At 65.2% G+C, this 16353-nt stretch carries 21 protein-coding genes; 16 read left to right on the top strand and 5 right to left on the bottom strand.

What is annotated here, in order from left to right; genetic code table 11:
* Positions 1-51 precede the first annotated feature (51 nt).
* Positions 52-702, top strand: a complete 651-nt coding sequence (locus tag G6N38_RS05865; RefSeq protein ID WP_163746673.1) for a TetR/AcrR family transcriptional regulator — start codon at positions 52-54, stop codon at positions 700-702.
* Here G6N38_RS05865 and G6N38_RS05860 read toward each other — a convergent pair.
* Entirely contained in the window at positions 668-1918 is a 1251-nt protein-coding gene (locus G6N38_RS05860; RefSeq protein ID WP_163746672.1) for a cytochrome P450, read from the bottom strand. The two genes, G6N38_RS05865 and G6N38_RS05860, sit on opposite strands and share 35 nt — an antisense overlap.
* A 103-nt stretch (positions 1919-2021) precedes the next feature.
* Here G6N38_RS05860 and G6N38_RS05855 point away from each other — a divergent pair, with 103 nt between their 5' ends.
* Positions 2022-3680: a carboxylesterase/lipase family protein gene (locus G6N38_RS05855; RefSeq protein WP_163746671.1), complete on the top strand. Its 1659-nt coding sequence runs from the start codon at positions 2022-2024 to the stop codon at positions 3678-3680.
* Here the strand turns inward: G6N38_RS05855 and G6N38_RS05850 are convergent.
* The 4 genes from G6N38_RS05850 to G6N38_RS05835 are packed head-to-tail and all read right to left on the bottom strand — an operon-like array spanning position 3677 to position 6595.
* The gene (locus tag G6N38_RS05850; protein WP_163746670.1) at positions 3677-4291 is read right to left on the bottom strand and encodes a TetR family transcriptional regulator; all 615 of its coding nucleotides are present in this window, start codon (positions 4289-4291) and stop codon (positions 3677-3679) included. The genes G6N38_RS05855 and G6N38_RS05850 overlap by 4 nt on opposite strands.
* The gene (locus tag G6N38_RS05845) at positions 4288-5076 is read right to left on the bottom strand and encodes an SDR family NAD(P)-dependent oxidoreductase (RefSeq protein ID WP_163746669.1); all 789 of its coding nucleotides are present in this window, start codon (positions 5074-5076) and stop codon (positions 4288-4290) included. Before G6N38_RS05845 ends, G6N38_RS05850 begins: the two co-directional genes overlap by 4 nt.
* Positions 5060-5476 (bottom strand): VOC family protein, encoded by a 417-nt coding sequence (locus G6N38_RS05840; RefSeq protein ID WP_246227731.1) that lies wholly within the window; start codon positions 5474-5476, stop codon positions 5060-5062. Before G6N38_RS05840 ends, G6N38_RS05845 begins: the two co-directional genes overlap by 17 nt.
* Before the next feature lie 57 nt (positions 5477-5533).
* A complete protein-coding gene (locus G6N38_RS05835) occupies positions 5534-6595 on the bottom strand; it encodes an NAD(P)H-dependent amine dehydrogenase family protein (protein WP_163746667.1) in 1062 nt (353 codons plus the stop codon).
* Positions 6596-6795: 200 nt separating this feature from the next.
* Here G6N38_RS05835 and G6N38_RS05830 point away from each other — a divergent pair, with 200 nt between their 5' ends.
* The 14 genes from G6N38_RS05830 (at position 6796) to G6N38_RS05765 (ending at position 16352) form a co-directional block, all read left to right on the top strand.
* Positions 6796-7401 carry a hypothetical protein gene (locus tag G6N38_RS05830; RefSeq protein WP_163746666.1) on the top strand — a complete coding sequence of 202 codons (606 nt, stop codon included), beginning with the start codon at positions 6796-6798 and terminating at the stop codon, positions 7399-7401.
* Positions 7402-7700: 299 nt separating this feature from the next.
* On the top strand, positions 7701-8006 hold the full coding sequence (gene rpsJ / locus G6N38_RS05825) for a 30S ribosomal protein S10 (RefSeq protein ID WP_003883485.1): 306 nt from the start codon (positions 7701-7703) through the stop codon (positions 8004-8006).
* 14 nt (positions 8007-8020) lie between these two features.
* Positions 8021-8674, top strand: a complete 654-nt coding sequence (rplC, locus tag G6N38_RS05820) for a 50S ribosomal protein L3 (protein ID WP_094482960.1) — start codon at positions 8021-8023, stop codon at positions 8672-8674.
* A complete protein-coding gene (rplD, locus tag G6N38_RS05815) occupies positions 8671-9324 on the top strand; it encodes a 50S ribosomal protein L4 (RefSeq protein ID WP_163746665.1) in 654 nt (217 codons plus the stop codon). Before rplC ends, rplD begins: the two co-directional genes overlap by 4 nt.
* Positions 9324-9626 carry a 50S ribosomal protein L23 gene (rplW, locus tag G6N38_RS05810; protein WP_108053294.1) on the top strand — a complete coding sequence of 101 codons (303 nt, stop codon included), beginning with the start codon at positions 9324-9326 and terminating at the stop codon, positions 9624-9626. Before rplD ends, rplW begins: the two co-directional genes overlap by 1 nt.
* A 31-nt stretch (positions 9627-9657) precedes the next feature.
* Positions 9658-10494, top strand: a complete 837-nt coding sequence (gene rplB, locus G6N38_RS05805; protein ID WP_163746664.1) for a 50S ribosomal protein L2 — start codon at positions 9658-9660, stop codon at positions 10492-10494.
* Between the two features lie 13 nt (positions 10495-10507).
* Positions 10508-10789, top strand: coding sequence for a 30S ribosomal protein S19 (gene rpsS / locus G6N38_RS05800; protein ID WP_047329106.1), 282 nt, complete (start codon positions 10508-10510; stop codon positions 10787-10789).
* Positions 10786-11298, top strand: coding sequence for a 50S ribosomal protein L22 (gene rplV, locus G6N38_RS05795; RefSeq protein ID WP_163746663.1), 513 nt, complete (start codon positions 10786-10788; stop codon positions 11296-11298). The genes rpsS and rplV overlap by 4 nt, the downstream gene beginning before the upstream one ends.
* Positions 11298-12140, top strand: a complete 843-nt coding sequence (gene rpsC, locus G6N38_RS05790) for a 30S ribosomal protein S3 (RefSeq protein WP_163746662.1) — start codon at positions 11298-11300, stop codon at positions 12138-12140. The genes rplV and rpsC overlap by 1 nt, the downstream gene beginning before the upstream one ends.
* A 3-nt stretch (positions 12141-12143) precedes the next feature.
* Positions 12144-12560, top strand: a complete 417-nt coding sequence (gene rplP / locus G6N38_RS05785) for a 50S ribosomal protein L16 (protein WP_094482954.1) — start codon at positions 12144-12146, stop codon at positions 12558-12560.
* Entirely contained in the window at positions 12560-12793 is a 234-nt protein-coding gene (rpmC, locus tag G6N38_RS05780; RefSeq protein ID WP_083120599.1) for a 50S ribosomal protein L29, read from the top strand. The genes rplP and rpmC overlap by 1 nt, the downstream gene beginning before the upstream one ends.
* 1 nt (position 12794) lies before the next feature.
* On the top strand, positions 12795-13103 hold the full coding sequence (rpsQ, locus tag G6N38_RS05775) for a 30S ribosomal protein S17 (protein WP_163746661.1): 309 nt from the start codon (positions 12795-12797) through the stop codon (positions 13101-13103).
* A 177-nt stretch (positions 13104-13280) separates the two neighbouring features.
* Complete coding sequence (locus tag G6N38_RS05770; protein WP_163746660.1) at positions 13281-15632, top strand: arylsulfatase; 2352 nt, start codon at positions 13281-13283, stop codon at positions 15630-15632.
* A gap of 21 nt (positions 15633-15653) precedes the next feature.
* Positions 15654-16352: a hypothetical protein gene (locus G6N38_RS05765; protein ID WP_163746659.1), complete on the top strand. Its 699-nt coding sequence runs from the start codon at positions 15654-15656 to the stop codon at positions 16350-16352.
* Position 16353: the final 1 nt, after the last annotated feature.

The raw sequence follows: 16353 nt of genomic DNA, 5'->3' as shown, positions 1-16353 counted from the left end.
ACAAGGCGAAGATGACTAGACCTTGGGAAACCTCTGAAAGGGAACGGGGCGATGACGGGCCGACGCAGCGATCCAAGACCCGCGCGTTCACGTGCCCGGTTACTTGACGCGGCAACGGCATTGCTGCGCACGGGCGGTCCCAGTGCGGTCACCGTGGACGCGGTCACGCGGGGCGCCAACGTCGCCAGGGCGACCCTCTACCGGCATTTCCCCAGCGGCAATGATCTGCTGGCAGCCGCATTCCACAGCCTGATCCCGCCCGCGCCGATGCCGCCGGAGTCGGGATCGCTGCGGGAGCGCCTCGTCGCACTGATGCAGGCGCAGGCGGACCTCATCTTCGAGACACCGGTGCTGTTGACGGCCACCTACTGGCTGGCGCTGGGTCCGGATATGGAGCACTTGCCCGGCCGGACCGAGGACACCGACAGCCCCGAGGTGCGCACCCTGCGCGAACGGGTCGCCCAGCAGTACGGGGCTCCGTTCGACGCGATCTTCGACAGCCCCGATGCGCAACGCGAACTCGGCGACGTAGATCGCGCGCAAGCCATCATGTTGCTGATCGGCCCGCTGGTCGCCGGGCGAATCAGTACGTTGGCCGATTTTGACTATCGCGAATGTGCGCGCGCCGCGGTGGACGGCTTTCTGGCCGTGCACCGGGTCGGCGAAATCACTTCAGCGAGTAGCGAATCGGCAGGCGTTTGAGGCCGCCGACGAAGGTGGTGGCCATCAGCTCGGGCTCGCCGGCCAGTTCGATGCTGTTGATGCGGGGGATGAGTTCGGAGAAGAAGCTGTGCATTTCCATGCGGGCCAGGGCAGCGCCCAGGCAGAAGTGCACGCCGTAGCCGAAGGACAGGTGTTTGTTGGGGTCGCGGCCGACGTCGAAACGCATCGGATCGTCGAACACGTCTTCGTCTCGGTTGGCTGAAACATAGGACAGCAGAACCGATTCGCCCTTGGCGATCGGGACGCCGCGGACTTCGGTGTCGGCTTGGGCGGTGCGCATGAATTCCTTGACAGGAACCACGCAGCGGATCATCTCTTCGACCGCGGTGCCCATCAGGCCGGGGTCGTTCTTCAGCCGCTGCAGTTCGCCGGGGTTGCGCACCAATTCCAAGAGCCCGCCGGCGATTCCGGCGCTGGTGGTGTCGTGGCCGGCGCTGGCGACGATCACGTAGTAGGAGGCGGTGTCCATAGCGGACAGCGGCTGACCGTCGATGGTGGCGTTGGCGATCGCCGAACTGAGATCCTCGGTGGGGTGCTCCCGGCGCGAGGCGGTCAACGTGTTGAAGTAGTTGAAGAAGTCCAGTAATACCGCCAGCATGTCGTCGGTCTTGCCGCCGCGTTGGAAGTCTTCGTCGTCACCGCCGAACATCTCCTGGGTGAGTTTGAGCATCCGGGGGAAGTCGGATTCCGGCAGGCCCAGCAGCGTCAGGATGATGTAGAGCGGATACTTGACCGCGATCTCTTGGACGAAGTCCAGCTCGGGACCCTGCTCGAGCATCTTGTCGACATAGATCTTGGCTAGCTCGTCACAACGGACCTTCAAGGCGCGCATGGCTTTCGGACGGAACCAGTCGGCACCAATCTTGCGCATGTCGCGGTGGTGCGGATCGTCCATGTGGATCAGCGTGCGCAGGCCGATCCCGGCTTCCAGTTGTGCGCGCAGCGCATCGTCGGCCTCGGCGATCGCCAGCAGCGGACGCGGATCATTGGTGAACAGGTCGTTCTGGCGTTCGATGTCCATGATGTCGGCATGCTTGGTGATCGCCCAGAACGGCCGGTACCCCTGCGCCTCGACCCACGACACCGGAACATTCGCCCGCAGATGGGCGAGGGAGTCGTGCAGCCGCTTCTCATCGGTGTAGCCCAGCGGGCTGGCCAGAACGCGTGCCGCCTTGTCGACGATCCGGGTTGTCATCGGGTCTCCTCGCTGCGTGCAACCAAAAACTTGACGGGTGTCAGGTTGCGAGTTTCCGTCACGATTGGGCCAAGTCGCAGGTTTTTCGGCTAATTCCCAGGTCATGCCTCAGCCGGGTGTCCGCGTAGGCTCGGATGTCGTGCGAGACCGATCGAGTGGCCACTGCTTGCGGACCGCACTCGGCCTGTTGCTCACACTGGCCGTGCTCATCGGATGCAGCAAGGGCGCCAGCGAGACGCACCCGCAACCGGCCCCGGTCGGACAACCCGGGCCCGCGGTGGTGCAGACGGCGACGGGTGCAGTGCGCGGTGTCGTGGCCCCCGGCTACCGGGTGTTCGACGGGATTCCGTATGCCGCCGCGCCGGTGGGCCCGCTGCGCTGGCAGCCACCGCAACCGGCCGCACCGTGGCCCGGAGTGCGTGATGCCACCAAACCTGGCCTGCGCTGCATTCAGGACACCAGCGTCGATCCCGACTACGGCCGCCCCACTGGTGAGGACTGCCTGAACCTCAATGTCTGGACCCCCGACGGCGCGAGCCGGTCGAGCCAGAAACCGGTGATGGTGTGGATTCACGGCGGCGGCTTCCTCAACGGCAGCGCCGATATCTACGATGCCCGCTGGATGGCGACCCAGGGCGACATCGTCGTCGTCACCGTCAACTACCGGCTGGGTGCACTGGGGTTCCTCGCGCATCCGGCGCTGAGCCCGGACGGCAACATCGGCAACTACGGATTGGCTGACCAGCAGGCCGCACTGCGATGGGTCCGGGACAACATCGCCGAATTCGGCGGCGACCCAACCAAAGTCACCATCGCAGGGGAGTCGGCGGGCGCGATGTCCGTGTGCGACCACCTGGTCGCGCCCGATTCTGCCGGATTGTTCCGAGCCGCGATCCTGCAGAGCGGTCCGTGTCAGGCCCAAGCCGATCGAGCCACCGCAACGCGGGTCAGTGCCGAATACGCGACCAGTGCCGGCTGCACAGAACCCGAACCCGACGCGATCGCGGCCTGCCTACGTTCCTTGCCCACCCCGAAATTACAGCGCGGCCCGCTGTATGTCAGATTCGGTCCCGACGAACTCACCGGGCCGGTCACCGGAACCGACCGGCTTCCCGTCGACCCGATGGCCGATGTCGCGCTGAGTCGGGTGCCCAAGATCCCCGTGCTGATCGGCAGCAACGGCGACGAATTCGCGATGTTCACGGCAATTCAGTATCTGAAAGGCCACGGTTTGCCGCCCTATCCGAAGCTGCTGTCCCACGCTTTCGGTTCCGACGCTACCGCGGTAGCCGAGCACTACCCGCTCGACCGGTATAGCGGCAATGAAGGCCTGGCCTACTCCGCGGCGGTGACCGATAGCCTATTCGCCTGTCCGGCAGACAGAATCGCGTCCGGTCTGGCGCACACCGACCAGGTGTACGCCTACGAGTTCAACGACAGAACGGCACCGGCCCCGGACCCGTTGCGAGCGGTCCCCTTCCCGGTGGGCGCCAGCCATTCACTGGAGCTGCGGTACTTGTTCGACGTCGGTGGTGCCCCGCCGCTCAACCCTGCGCAACGCGAGCTTTCCGACCAGATGGTCGCGTACTGGAGTCAATTCGTGAAGAACGGCACGCCCGCGGTGTCTGGACTGCCGGACTGGCCACAGATGGGCGCCGACGGCAAGCGGATGTCGTTGGAAACCGGGCAGTTGACGATCACCGAAGATTTCAGCGTGCGCCACCAATGCCAGTTCTGGGCCACGTTGAAGGGCGCGCGCTAGCTGCTCCAGCGGGGACCCTCGACGACGGCCAGTGCCTCGGCGACATCGGACGCCAACGGCCCACGCTGGGCGCCGCGCCCCCGGACCCACCGCTGGAACGCGAAATCTGCTGCCGCAAAAGATAGTTGAACCAGCAGCCCGGGCCGGCTGTCCTGTGCCGGTTGCACACCCATTCGGGTGGCCACCAACTCAATCATCTGGTCGCGGTCGGCGGCGGACAACAGGGTTGCCCGGTCGAGCAGTTCAGGTGCGGTCAGGATGGCCGCGCGCCAGTTCTCGAGGTCGACATCGTCGAAGGAGCCGACTCGGCTCACGATCGCGGCAGCCAGTGCGACGTCGGGTGGCTCACTGGTCGGGCGACGCGCCAGCAAGGATGCGATCGCGGCGTTCCCGCGTTGGACCGCGCCCAAGAGCAGGTCCTCCTTGGTGGCCACGTGCCGGAAGAATGTCCGCGGCGACACCGATGCCTCGGCCGCGATGTCGTCGGTGGTGACGTTGCCGAATCCTCGTGCGGCGAATAGCCGATACGCCGCCGCGTGGATGTCGGCGCGCACCTGCGCACGCTGTCGGTCACGCAGTGTCGGTGGACGTTCTGCGGGCGGGCTGCTCACCGGTACATTCCCATACCGCCGTCGACATGAATGGTCTGTGCGGTCAGGTACGACGCGTCGGGACTGACCAGGAAGGCCACCATCGGTCCGATATCGGCATGCGTGTCGCCGATCCGCCGCAGCGGGATGCCCTTGACGATCTTGTTGTAGACGTCGGGAAACTCCTCGCTCCAGCCTGCGACGCCGTCGGATTGGGCGAAGGGGCACACCACATTCACCCGGATATTGTCGCGACCCCATTCCAGGGCAGCGACTTTGGAGATTCCGCGGATCGCCTCCTTGGCCCCGGCGTAGGCGCCGAACGTCTTCTGGCCAGCGGTGCCGGATCCGGAGCCGAAGTTCACGATGGACCCGCCGCCACCCGCCTTGAGCACCGGATAAGCCGCCTGCATCAGAAACAACGTGGCCCGCGGTCCGGTGTCGAAGACAAGGTCGAAGTCCTCTCCGGTGATGTCGGTGAACGGCTTCGGTTCATTGGTGGCGATGGCGTTGTTGATCAACGCGTCGATGCCACCCAGCACCTGCACTGCCTCATCGACGATATGTCGGTAGCTGGAGCGATCACACAAGTCGGTCACCAGTGGCGCGGCCCGCCCGTCAGCGCCGAAACTCTCAGCGACCTCGGCCACCGCCGGATCGCGATCGACCATCAGCACTGCGGCGCCGCGCTCGAGAAGGGCCGCGGTCACGCCCTTGCCCACGCCACGTGCGGCGCCGGTCACGATCACCCGCAGGCCGGCCAGTGACCGGGAATGCCAGTAGCTCTGGTCAATGTGCGTGGCCACGATGCAGTTCCTCCGATGTTCGCGTGGTACCGCAGAATTCGATGAACTCCACGGCAGTACCGTCGGGATCCTTGACGAAGAACATTCGCACCCCGGCGATCTCGAACGGCGTCTGGTCGGGCTGATAGCCCGCTTCCTGAACCCGCCGGTAGGTGTCGTCGAGGTCGGTGACCGACAGCGAGATGTTCTGGTTGCCGACGATGGACCTTCTGGCCGGCCGGGCCTCGGCTCCCAGTGACAGCAATTCCAGCATCACCCCGCCGATCAGGCCGCCCACCACCCGGCCCTGATTTCCGGCGGCGCCACCCAGTGCATGATCGAACGGGTCACCGGCCATCATCTGGTCGAACACGACATCCATCCCGAGTAACCCGCGGTAGAACTGCAGCGCCCGGTCCATGTCGCTGACCCCGACTACCAAATGCGAAAACCGAAGGTCACCAAGGGGTTCCATGGTTCACTTGGCCAGGTCGGGGGCGGCCCGGCCGGTGATCATCGGCAGGTCCAGATACGTCTTGATGCCCGGGCCGGCCGCGCAGACAAGGGGGATGGCGCTGATGCAGTGGTTGGCGGTCACCACCACACCAGGGTTGCGCTCCAGGCCTTGGGCGACCGTCTCGGGTTGCAGCCCTTTGAACGTCAGCAAAACGTCGGGATCACCGGTGACCTCCACCTCGAAGCGCTCACCCTTCTCGCCGATCGTCCATGGCGGATCCAGCTCCACCTCGCACATCAACCAGTTGACCGCGGCGGTGACGACCGGCTTGTCGTCGACGATGGCCTGCCACTTGAACCGGCGGGCGGCCACTGTTCCCGCCTCCATCGGAACGACGAGTTCGTCGGTTCCGGTGACGGCGACAGCCACCTCCTGGGTGGACCGGATGCGCGGCTCCACGCGGAAGCCCAATTGGTCGGCGACCATCCGCACGGACTGTTTGAACCCGGCCTCCAGCAGGGCTGCCATGGGTCCGCTCATCGCCTGTTCTGGAGTCAGGCCGAATCCCATGACCTCGCGCACCACCAGCGGCGCGTTGTAGGTGCGGATGTCGGAGAACTCCTCGGCCCGTACATGGGTGATCGCCGACGTCAGCGCGGAGATCATCAGCGGGAAGCGCTCGGTGATGCCGCCCGGGTGGATCCCGGAGCCGTGCAGCGTGGCGTTGCCCGCCGCGCACGCCTCTTCGAGGGCTTGGACTCCTGGGTTCTCCCGGTCCGGGTAGACCCAGCCGACGGGAGTCACCACGTTCTTGCCCGAACGCAGGATCTTGGCGACGACCTGATCGTCGGGCAGCAGAGGGGAGTACATGACGCAGTCGGCGTCCAGTGCCAGCAGTTCGTCGATGTCGGTCGTGGCTGCGACCCCGATCGGGGCTTCGCCGATCACGTCACCGACATCGCGGCCGTTTTTGTCGGCGCTGTGCACCCAGCAGCCGACGAGCTCGAGTTCGGGGTGACGCAGCACCCCTTGGATTGCTGCTTTGCCCACGCCGCCAGTTGCCCACTGAATCACTCGATACATATCGGCATGCTATGCCGATATGGCAGTGACTGTCACGAGTCTGTCTGCAATAACGTTAACCGTCTCGAGGACCAGCCGTACCGTGCTGATGAGGCCAAACATCGGGGGGAAACATGCACGACGTTCACTGGAATAGGTCGGGAGGCGCCGCCGGAGTCGCGTATGTCGTCGCATCCTTCGTTGCGGCGACTCTGACCGGTATGCCCCCAGCGTGGAACGCGACCAACAAGGCGATACAGAGCTTCTTCATTGACCACCAGGGCGCTGTGATCGCCCAGGGTTGGCTCTACGCTCTCGCCACCGCATTGCTGTTGTGGTTCGCGGTCGTCGTGCGGCGCGTGCTCTACCGGGCGTCGAACGGGCACCACCTGGGCGACCTGCTCTTGGTCTGCATCGCGGCGGTGGCCGCTCTGTCAATCGTCTCGATGTCCATCCGTATCGTCACGGCAGCGGCGGCCGACCAGTTATCGGCCTCGGCAGTGCGTACCGTCGGCTACGACTTCAGTCTCGCCCTGCTCTCACTGCAGGGCTTCATCGTCGCTGCCGCGGCACTCGCCTATGCAGCCTGCGTGATCGGCGAACCGGTGCTGCCCAGGTGGACTGCCTGGCTGGCGATCTCGGCCGCGGTGATCAACCTCGCGGGAACAACCAGCGTCTTCTTTCGCACCGGCTTGTTCTCCATCGAGGGAAACCTGCTCACCACCTTCTTGCCGGTGCTGTCGACCGCGGTCTGGTACCTCGCTGTCTCGGTGGCTCTATTCCGGACTCGGAACCCCGCTGAGCAGGCAGTGCAGGGATTTGGATAAGGCTCACATCTGAGGCATACTGTTCGGGTTGCCTTGAGCCGGGTTCGCCCCCATTGGGAGCGGTGCCGCCCAAGGTATACGACCGGCGCCCAAACGGGCGCGTCCGGTCCCAACCTCGGAGCGCGACGGTTTTTCACCGCGCCTTCGGGGCTGCGTTAGGGCGACACACCCGACCGCGGGGGCCGGAGCACCAGGACAGGTAAAGAGCGGCGGCAACAGCCAGCGCGACGCCTTCGGGCGAGAGCGCATGACCACCGTGTCCCGTTACGGGACCGAGCAGGAATGAAGGTAGGAGAAGCGTGGCGGGACAAAAGATCCGCATCAGGCTCAAGGCCTACGACCACGAGGCCATTGATGCCTCGGCGCGCAAGATCGTGGAGACGGTCACCCGTACCGGCGCGAGCGTAGTTGGTCCAGTGCCGCTGCCGACGGAAAAGAACGTGTACTGCGTCATCCGCTCCCCGCACAAGTACAAGGACTCGCGGGAGCACTTCGAGATGCGCACACACAAGCGACTCATCGACATCCTCGACCCGACGCCGAAGACCGTTGACGCACTCATGCGCATCGATCTTCCGGCGAGCGTCGACGTCAACATCCAGTAGGAGACCCGAAAGAAATGGCTAGAAAAGGCATTTTGGGCACCAAGCTGGGCATGACACAGGTGTTCGACGAGAACAACCGCGTCGTCCCTGTCACGGTCGTCAAGGCCGGACCCAATGTGGTGACCCGCATCCGCACGCCCGAGCGTGACGGCTACAGCGCCGTGCAGCTGGCCTACGGCGAGATCAGCCCCCGCAAGGTGAACAAGCCAGTCACCGGTCAGTACGCCGCCGCCGGGATCAACCCGCGCCGGCATCTGGCCGAGCTTCGTCTCGACGACGAGGCCGCCGCTGCCGAGTACGAGGTCGGTCAGGAGCTGACGGCGGAGATCTTCGCCGACGGCGCCTACGTCGACGTCACCGGCACCTCCAAGGGCAAGGGCTTCGCCGGCACGATGAAGCGACACGGCTTCAAGGGCCAGGGCGCCAGCCACGGTGCCCAGGCAGTGCACCGTCGGCCGGGTTCGATCGGCGGCTGCGCCACCCCGGGCCGCGTTTTCAAAGGCACCCGGATGTCGGGCCGGATGGGTAGCGACCGCGTCACCACGCAGAACCTGGTGGTGCACAAGGTCGATGCCGAGAACGGCGTGCTGTTGATCAAGGGCGCGGTTCCCGGGCGCAACGGCGGGCTCGTGGTGGTTCGCACGGCAGTCAAACGAGGTGAGAAGTGACTCTCAAGATTGACGTTCGTACTCCGGACGGCAAGAAGGACGGCACGGTGGAACTACCGGCTGCCCTGTTCGACGTGGAACCCAACATCGCGTTGATGCACCAGGTGGTGAATGCGCAGCTGGCCGCAAAGCGTCAGGGCACGCACGCCACCAAGACTCGCGCTCAGGTCTCCGGCGGCGGCAAGAAGCCGTACCGGCAGAAGGGCACCGGTCGCGCCCGTCAGGGTTCGACCCGCGCTCCGCAGTTCACCGGCGGTGGCGTCGTCCACGGCCCGCAGCCGCGTGACTACAGCCAGCGCACGCCCAAGAAGATGATCGCCGCCGCCCTGCGCGGTGCGCTGTCGGACCGGGCTCGCAACGAGCGGATTCACGCGGTGACCGAGCTGCTCAGCGGCCAGACCCCGTCGACCAAGAGCGCTAAGGCGTTCCTGGGCGCGCTGACCGACCGCCGCAAGGTGCTCGTCGTGATCGGCCGTAGCGATGAGGTCGGCGCGAAGAGCGTGCGCAACCTTCCTGGTGTGCACGTGATCTCGCCGGATCAGCTCAACACCTACGACGTGCTCAACGCTGACGACGTGGTGTTCAGCGTGGAAGCGCTGGATGCCTACATCAGCTCGAACACCAAACAGGACGAGGAGGTTTCGGCCTGATGGCGACCATCACTGATCCCCGCGACATCATCCTGGCCCCGGTCATCTCCGAGAAGTCCTATGGACTGATCGAAGACAACGTCTACACGTTCGTCGTCGCACCCGGCTCGAACAAGACGCAGATCAAGATCGCCATCGAGAAGATCTTCAAAGTGAAGGTCGACTCGGTGAATACGCTGAACCGGCAGGGCAAGCGCAAGCGCACCCGCGTCGGCTACGGACAGCGCAAGAGCACCAAGCGCGCGATCGTGACCCTGGCCCCCGGCAGCAAGCCGATCGACCTCTTCGGAGCACCGGCGTAGTCCGGCAACGAATAGAACTCAGGAATAGATAATGGGAATTCGCAAGTACAAGCCGACGACCCCCGGTCGCCGCGGTGCCAGCGTCTCCGATTTCTCCGAGATCACTCGCTCGACTCCGGAGAAGTCGCTGATCCGTCCGCTGCACGGAACCGGCGGTCGTAACGCGCACGGCCGAATCACCACCCGCCACAAGGGCGGCGGGCACAAGCGTGCCTACCGGGTGATCGACTTCCGTCGCAACGACAAGGACGGCGTCAACGCCAAGGTCGCACACATCGAGTACGACCCGAACCGCACCGCCAACATCGCGCTGCTGCACTACCTGGACGGCGAGAAGCGCTACATCATTGCGCCGCAGGGTCTTTCGCAGGGCGACACCGTGGAGTCCGGCCCCAACGCCGATATCAAGCCCGGTAATAACCTGCCGCTGCGCAACATCCCGGCCGGTACCGTGATCCACGCCGTCGAGCTGCGTCCCGGCGGCGGCGCCAAGCTGGCCCGCTCGGCCGGCTCGAGCATCCAGCTGCTGGGCAAGGAAGGCACCTACGCCTCCCTGCGCATGCCTTCGGGTGAAATCCGCCGGGTCGACGTGCGCTGCCGCGCCTCCGTCGGCGAGGTCGGCAATGCCGAGCAGGCCAACATCAACTGGGGCAAGGCCGGCCGTATGCGGTGGAAGGGCAAGCGCCCCACCGTCCGCGGTGTCGTGATGAACCCAGTCGACCACCCGCACGGTGGTGGCGAGGGGAAGACCTCCGGTGGTCGCCACCCGGTCAGCCCGTGGGGCAAGCCCGAGGGCCGCACCCGCAAGCCCAACAAGCCGAGCGACAAGCTCATCGTCCGTCGCCGGCGCACCGGCAAGAAGCGCTAGGCAGGAGTAGAGAATGCCACGCAGCCTTAAGAAGGGTCCGTTCGTCGACGGCCATCTGCTCAAGAAGGTCGACGTTCAGAACGAGAAGAACACCAAGCAGGTCATCAAGACCTGGTCGCGTCGTTCGACCATCATCCCGGACTTCATCGGTCACACCTTCGCCGTTCACGACGGTCGCAAGCATGTGCCGGTGTTCGTCACCGAGGCGATGGTCGGTCACAAGCTGGGCGAGTTCGCCCCGACGCGCACATTCAAGGGTCACATCAAGGACGACCGGAAGAGTAAGCGGCGATGACGACGACGACTGAATTCCCCTCGGCCACCGCTGTGGCGAAATACGTGGGGATCTCGGCGAGCAAGGCGCGCCGGGTGATCAACCTGGTGCGCGGCAAGTCGGTTGAAGAAGCGCTGGACATCCTGCGCTGGGCGCCACAGCAGGCCAGCGAGCCGCTGGCCAAGGTGATCGCCTCGGCTGCCGCCAACGCGCAGAACAACTCGGGCCTGGACCCGTCGACCCTGGTGGTCGCGACGGTCATGGCCGATGAGGGGCCGACCGCCAAGCGCATCCGGCCCCGCGCGCAGGGTCGCGCATACCGAATCCGCAAGCGCACCAGCCACATCACCGTGATCGTCGAGAGCCGTCCGCCTCGCAACGAGCGTGCGTCGGGCTCGGCGAGTGCAGCTCGCTCGCGGCGGGCGCAGGGCAGCAAGGCTGCTGCGACAGCTCCGGCCAAGAAGGCTCCGGCCAAGAAGGCAGCCGCCACCAAGGCGACGGCCGAACAGACGAAGGAGGGCTCGGAGTAGTGGGCCAGAAAATCAACCCCCACGGCTTCCGGCTCGGTATCACCACCGACTGGAAGTCCCGGTGGTACGCCGACAAGCAGTACGCCGACTACGTCAAGGAAGACGTGGCGATCCGGCGCCTGCTGGCCACCGGTCTCGAGCGCGCCGGCATCGCCGACGTGGAGATCGAGCGCACCCGTGACCGGGTCCGCGTTGACATCCACACCGCGCGTCCGGGCATCGTGATCGGCCGTCGTGGCACCGAGGCCGACCGCATCCGCACCGACCTGGAGAAGCTGACCGGCAAGCAGGTTCAGCTGAACATCCTCGAGGTGAAGAATCCCGAGAGCCAGGCTCAGCTGGTCGCCCAGGGTGTCGCCGAGCAGTTGAGCAACCGTGTGGCGTTCCGTCGCGCGATGCGCAAGGCCATCCAGTCGGCCATGCGCCAGCCCAACGTCAAGGGCATCCGCGTGCAGTGCTCGGGTCGCCTCGGCGGCGCCGAGATGAGCCGGTCGGAGTTCTACCGCGAAGGCCGCGTGCCGCTGCACACCCTGCGCGCCGACATCGACTACGGGCTCTACGAAGCCAAGACCACCTTCGGCCGCATCGGCGTGAAGGTCTGGATCTACAAGGGCGACATCGTCGGTGGCAAGCGTGAGCTGACCGCCGCCGCACCCGCCGCCGACCGTCCGCGCCGCGAGCGTCCGACGGGCACCCGCCCGCGCCGCAGCGGTGCATCGGGCACCACCGCGACGAGCACCGAGGCCGGCCGCGCTGCCAGTGAAGAGACCGCCGAATCGGCAGTACCCGTCACGGCGGAGGCTCCCGCTATCGAGCCCGCCGCTGAAAGCACGGAGAGCTAAATCATGTTGATTCCCCGTAAAGTCAAGCACCGCAAGCAACACCACCCCAGGCAGCGTGGTATCGCCAGCGGTGGTACGTCGGTGACTTTCGGTGACTACGGCATCCAGGCACTGGAGCACGCTTACGTCACCAACCGGCAGATCGAGTCCGCTCGTATCGCCATCAACCGGCACATCAAGCGTGGCGGCAAGGTGTGGATCAACATCTTCCCGGACCGTCCGCTGACCAAGAAGCCCGCGGAAACCCGCATGGGTTCTGGCAAGGGCTCACCGGAATGGTGGGTGTCCAACGTCAAGCCCGGCCGCGTGCTGTTCGAGCTGAGCTACCCCGACGAGAAGATCGCCAGGGAAGCTCTGACTCGCGCGATCCACAAGTTGCCGATCAAGGCACGCATCGTGACCCGAGAGGAGCAGTTCTGATGGCCGTAGGCGTCAGCGCCGGTGAACTGCGTGAACTCACCGACGAAGAGTTGACCGACAAGCTGCGGGAGTCCAAGGAAGAGCTGTTCAACCTGCGCTTCCAGATGGCCACTGGCCAGTTGGACAACAATCGCCGGCTCCGCACCGTGCGTCAGGAGATTGCGCGCATCTATACCGTGCTGCGCGAACGTGAATTGGGTCTGGCCGCCGGACCCGCTGGTGAGGAATCGTAAAATGGCAGATGACACTAAAAAAGAGGCCGGTCCCGACCACACTCCGCGCACGGAGACCGCGCGCGGCCGTCGTAAGACGGTGATCGGCTACGTGGTCAGCGACAAGATGCAGAAGACGATCGTCGTCGAGCTCGAGTCGCGGGTGAAGCACCCCAAGTACGGGAAGATCATCCGCACGACCACCAAGGTCAAGGCGCACGACGAGAACGGTGTTGCCGGTGTCGGCGACCGCGTCTCCCTCATGGAGACCCGTCCGCTGTCGGCCACCAAGCGCTGGCGTCTCGTCGACGTCCTCGAGCAGGCCAAGTAACACTTCGTTCTGAGACAAACGCACGCCGCGGCTCTTATGCCGTGGCGTGCTTTTGTCTTGCCTCAGTCCTACGAATTCGCCCAGAGCAGACGTGGAATCACCCGAAACCGGTTCGCCGCATGGGAGTCTGTGTCTGCTCGGCATCGCAGCGGCAGTCTCGAGGATTGGGGAACGCGTATGACCACGGAGTTCAACGGCAAGATCGCCCTGGATATTCGCGATTCCGAGCCGGATTGGGGGCCCTACGCCGCACCCAAGGCCCCGGACGGCGCACCCAATGTGCTCTACCTGGTGTGGGACGACATCGGCATCGCGACCTGGGATTGCTTCGGTGGGCTGGTATCGATGCCGGCGATGACACGGCTCGCCGAGCGGGGTGTTCGGCTCTCGCAGTTCCACACCACCGCACTGTGTTCCCCGACCAGGGCGTCGTTGCTCACCGGCCGCAATGCCACCACGGTCGGTATGGCCATGGTCGAAGAGTTCACCGAGGGTTTCCCCGGTATCAACGGCCGGATTCCCGATGACACCGCATTGATTTCGGAGGTGCTCGCCGAGCGCGGGTACAACACCTATTGCGTTGGCAAGTGGCACCTCACCCCGATCGAGGAGTCCAACCTCGCGGCGACCCGGCGGCACTGGCCGCTGTCCCGCGGTTTCGAGCGGTTCTATGGATTCATGGGCGGGGAGACCGACCAGTGGTATCCCGAGCTGGTCTACGACGGCCACCCGGTGGAGCCGCCGGCCACCCCGGAGCAGGGGTATCACCTCTCGAAGGACTTGGCGGACAAGGCAATCGAATTCATCCGCGACTCCACGATGGTGGCGCCGGAAAAGCCGTGGTTCACCTATCTGTGCCCGGGTGCGGGCCACGCGCCGCACCACGTGTTCAAGGAATGGGCCGACCGGTACGCCGGTTCGTTCGACATGGGCTACGAGCGCTACCGCGAGATCGTCCTGGAGAACCAGAAGAAACTCGGGATCGTCCCCCCCGACACCGAACTGTCCGGGGTGAACCCGTACGGCGATGTCACCGGACCCAACGGCGAGCCGTGGCCCGAGCAGGACACCGTGCGCCCGTGGGACTCGCTCACTGACGAAGAGAAGAGTCTGTTCTCCCGGATGGCCGAGGTGTTCGCCGGGTTCCTCTCCTACACCGATGCTCAGATCGGCCGGGTGCTCGACTATCTGGAGGAGTCCGGGCAGCTGGACAACACCATCGTCGTGGTGATTTCCGATAACGGTGCCAGCGGCGAGGGCGGGCCCAATGGCTCGGTCAACGAGGGCAAGTTCTTCAACGGCTACGTGGATACCGTCGAGGAGAGTATGCCGTTCTTCGACGAATTAGGTTCTCCCGCAACGTATAACCACTATCCGATCGGGTGGGCGATGGCGTTCAACACGCCATACAAACTCTACAAGCGTTACGCCTCCCACGAAGGTGGCATCGCCGACACCGCGATCATCTCCTGGCCCAACGGAATTGCGGCGCACGGTGAGGTCCGCGATAACTACGTCAACGTCGCTGACATCACCCCGACGATCTACGAACTGTTGGGCATCGATGCGCCGCAGGCCGTCAAGGGTATCGCGCAGAAGCCGCTCGACGGGGTGAGTTTCAAGGCGGCACTGGATGATTCGACTGCCGACACCGGCAAGGAGACGCAGTTCTACACGATGCTGGGCACCCGCGGGATCTGGCACAAGGGTTGGTTCGCCAGCACGGTGCATCCCGCCGCGCCGTCGGGCTGGTCGCACTTCGATGCCGACCGCTGGGAGCTGTACAACATCGAGAAGGACCGCAGTCAGTGTCACGATGTTGCCGGCGAGCACCCCGAGAAGCTCGCCGAGTTGCAGAAGCTGTGGTTCGCCGAGGCGGAAAAGTACAACGGCCTACCGCTTTCCGATCTCAATGTGTTCGAGATGGTGTCCCGCACCCGCCCGTCGTTGGCCGGCGACCGGCCCAGCTACGTCTACTACCCACACACCGCGCCGGTGGCGATGGGTGCGTGCGTGTCGATCAGCGGCCGCTCGTTCTCGGTGCTGGCCGAAGTGACCATCGACAACCCGGATGTAGCGGGCGTGCTGCTCAAACAGGGTGCGGGTCACGGTGGATACGTCTTGTTCGTCGCCGATGGCAGGCTGCAGTTCGTCTACAACTTCTTCGGCGAAGACGAACAGCGAGTGATCGCCCCTGACCCGGTGCCGCTGGGTGAGCACATCCTGGGAGCGGCCTACGCCCGAACCGGCACGGTCGACGGCAGTCACACACCGCTGGGCGATGTCACCCTCTATGTCGACGGAACCGCGGTGGCCACCTTGGCCGGCGTCAAAGCCCATCCGTTCACGTTCGGATTGGCCGGCGGCGGGGTCAGCGTAGGGCGCAATCTCGGCCAGGCGGTGTCCAACGCCTACGCGGCACCATTCGACTTCAGCGGGGGAACCATCGCCCGGGTGGTCGTCGATGTGTCGGGCAATCCGTATGTCGACGCGGAGCGGCAACTCGCGGCGGCCTTCGCCAGAGACTGACCCCCACGTCATACTGGTGGGGTGACTCGGCTGGTGTGCGCCGCTGCGGCGGTTGTGATGCTGGCCGTCCCGGGCGTTGCCGCGTGTGCGCGCAACAGCGACGGAACAGCGGTGAAGGTGCAAGCTTCGGCATCGCCGGCCAGCGTGGCGCCCAACTCGACGTCGGCCAGGGTCACCGACACACCAGAGTCCTCGGAGCCGGGCGTGCTGGAAACCACCCGCGCTCCCATTCCGCCAGATGCCGCTGTGTGCCGGACCGACCAACCGGGACCGACAGCGGTGGCCACCGTTGCGGATCCCGCGGCCCCCAAGATCAGAGTCCAAGTGCCACCGGGATGGTCGTCGACACCGGGCACCGGTGATGTCGGCGCTTTGTTGTCCGGACCGGATGACATGGTCGCCGAGGTCACCATCGTGTCGACCCCGCTGGACCCGAGCGCCGCGTTCACGCGCTATGGGGATGACGTGATGGCCAGGTATCCGATCAGCACGCTGAGCCTGCTGCCCGGCGACTTCTGCGGTTTCAGCGGGCAGAAGCTGATGGGTACCTGGGCCAGGGATCCCGACGAATCACTCGAATATCAGGACCGGATCGCCCATATCTGGACCAACGCCGGGAGCTATCTGGTCGCGGTGCACGTGGAGGCGCCGTCGGGGACTCCCGGATTCGACGCGGCCGCGTCGGTGCTGACCGACGAATTCAGCATCGTCATACCCTGAG

The organism is Mycolicibacterium helvum, assembly GCF_010731895.1.
GTDB lineage: Bacteria > Actinomycetota > Actinomycetes > Mycobacteriales > Mycobacteriaceae > Mycobacterium > Mycobacterium helvum.
The sequence above is the reverse complement of the archived record's forward strand: the minus strand, read 5'-3'. Positions and strand labels throughout refer to the sequence as shown.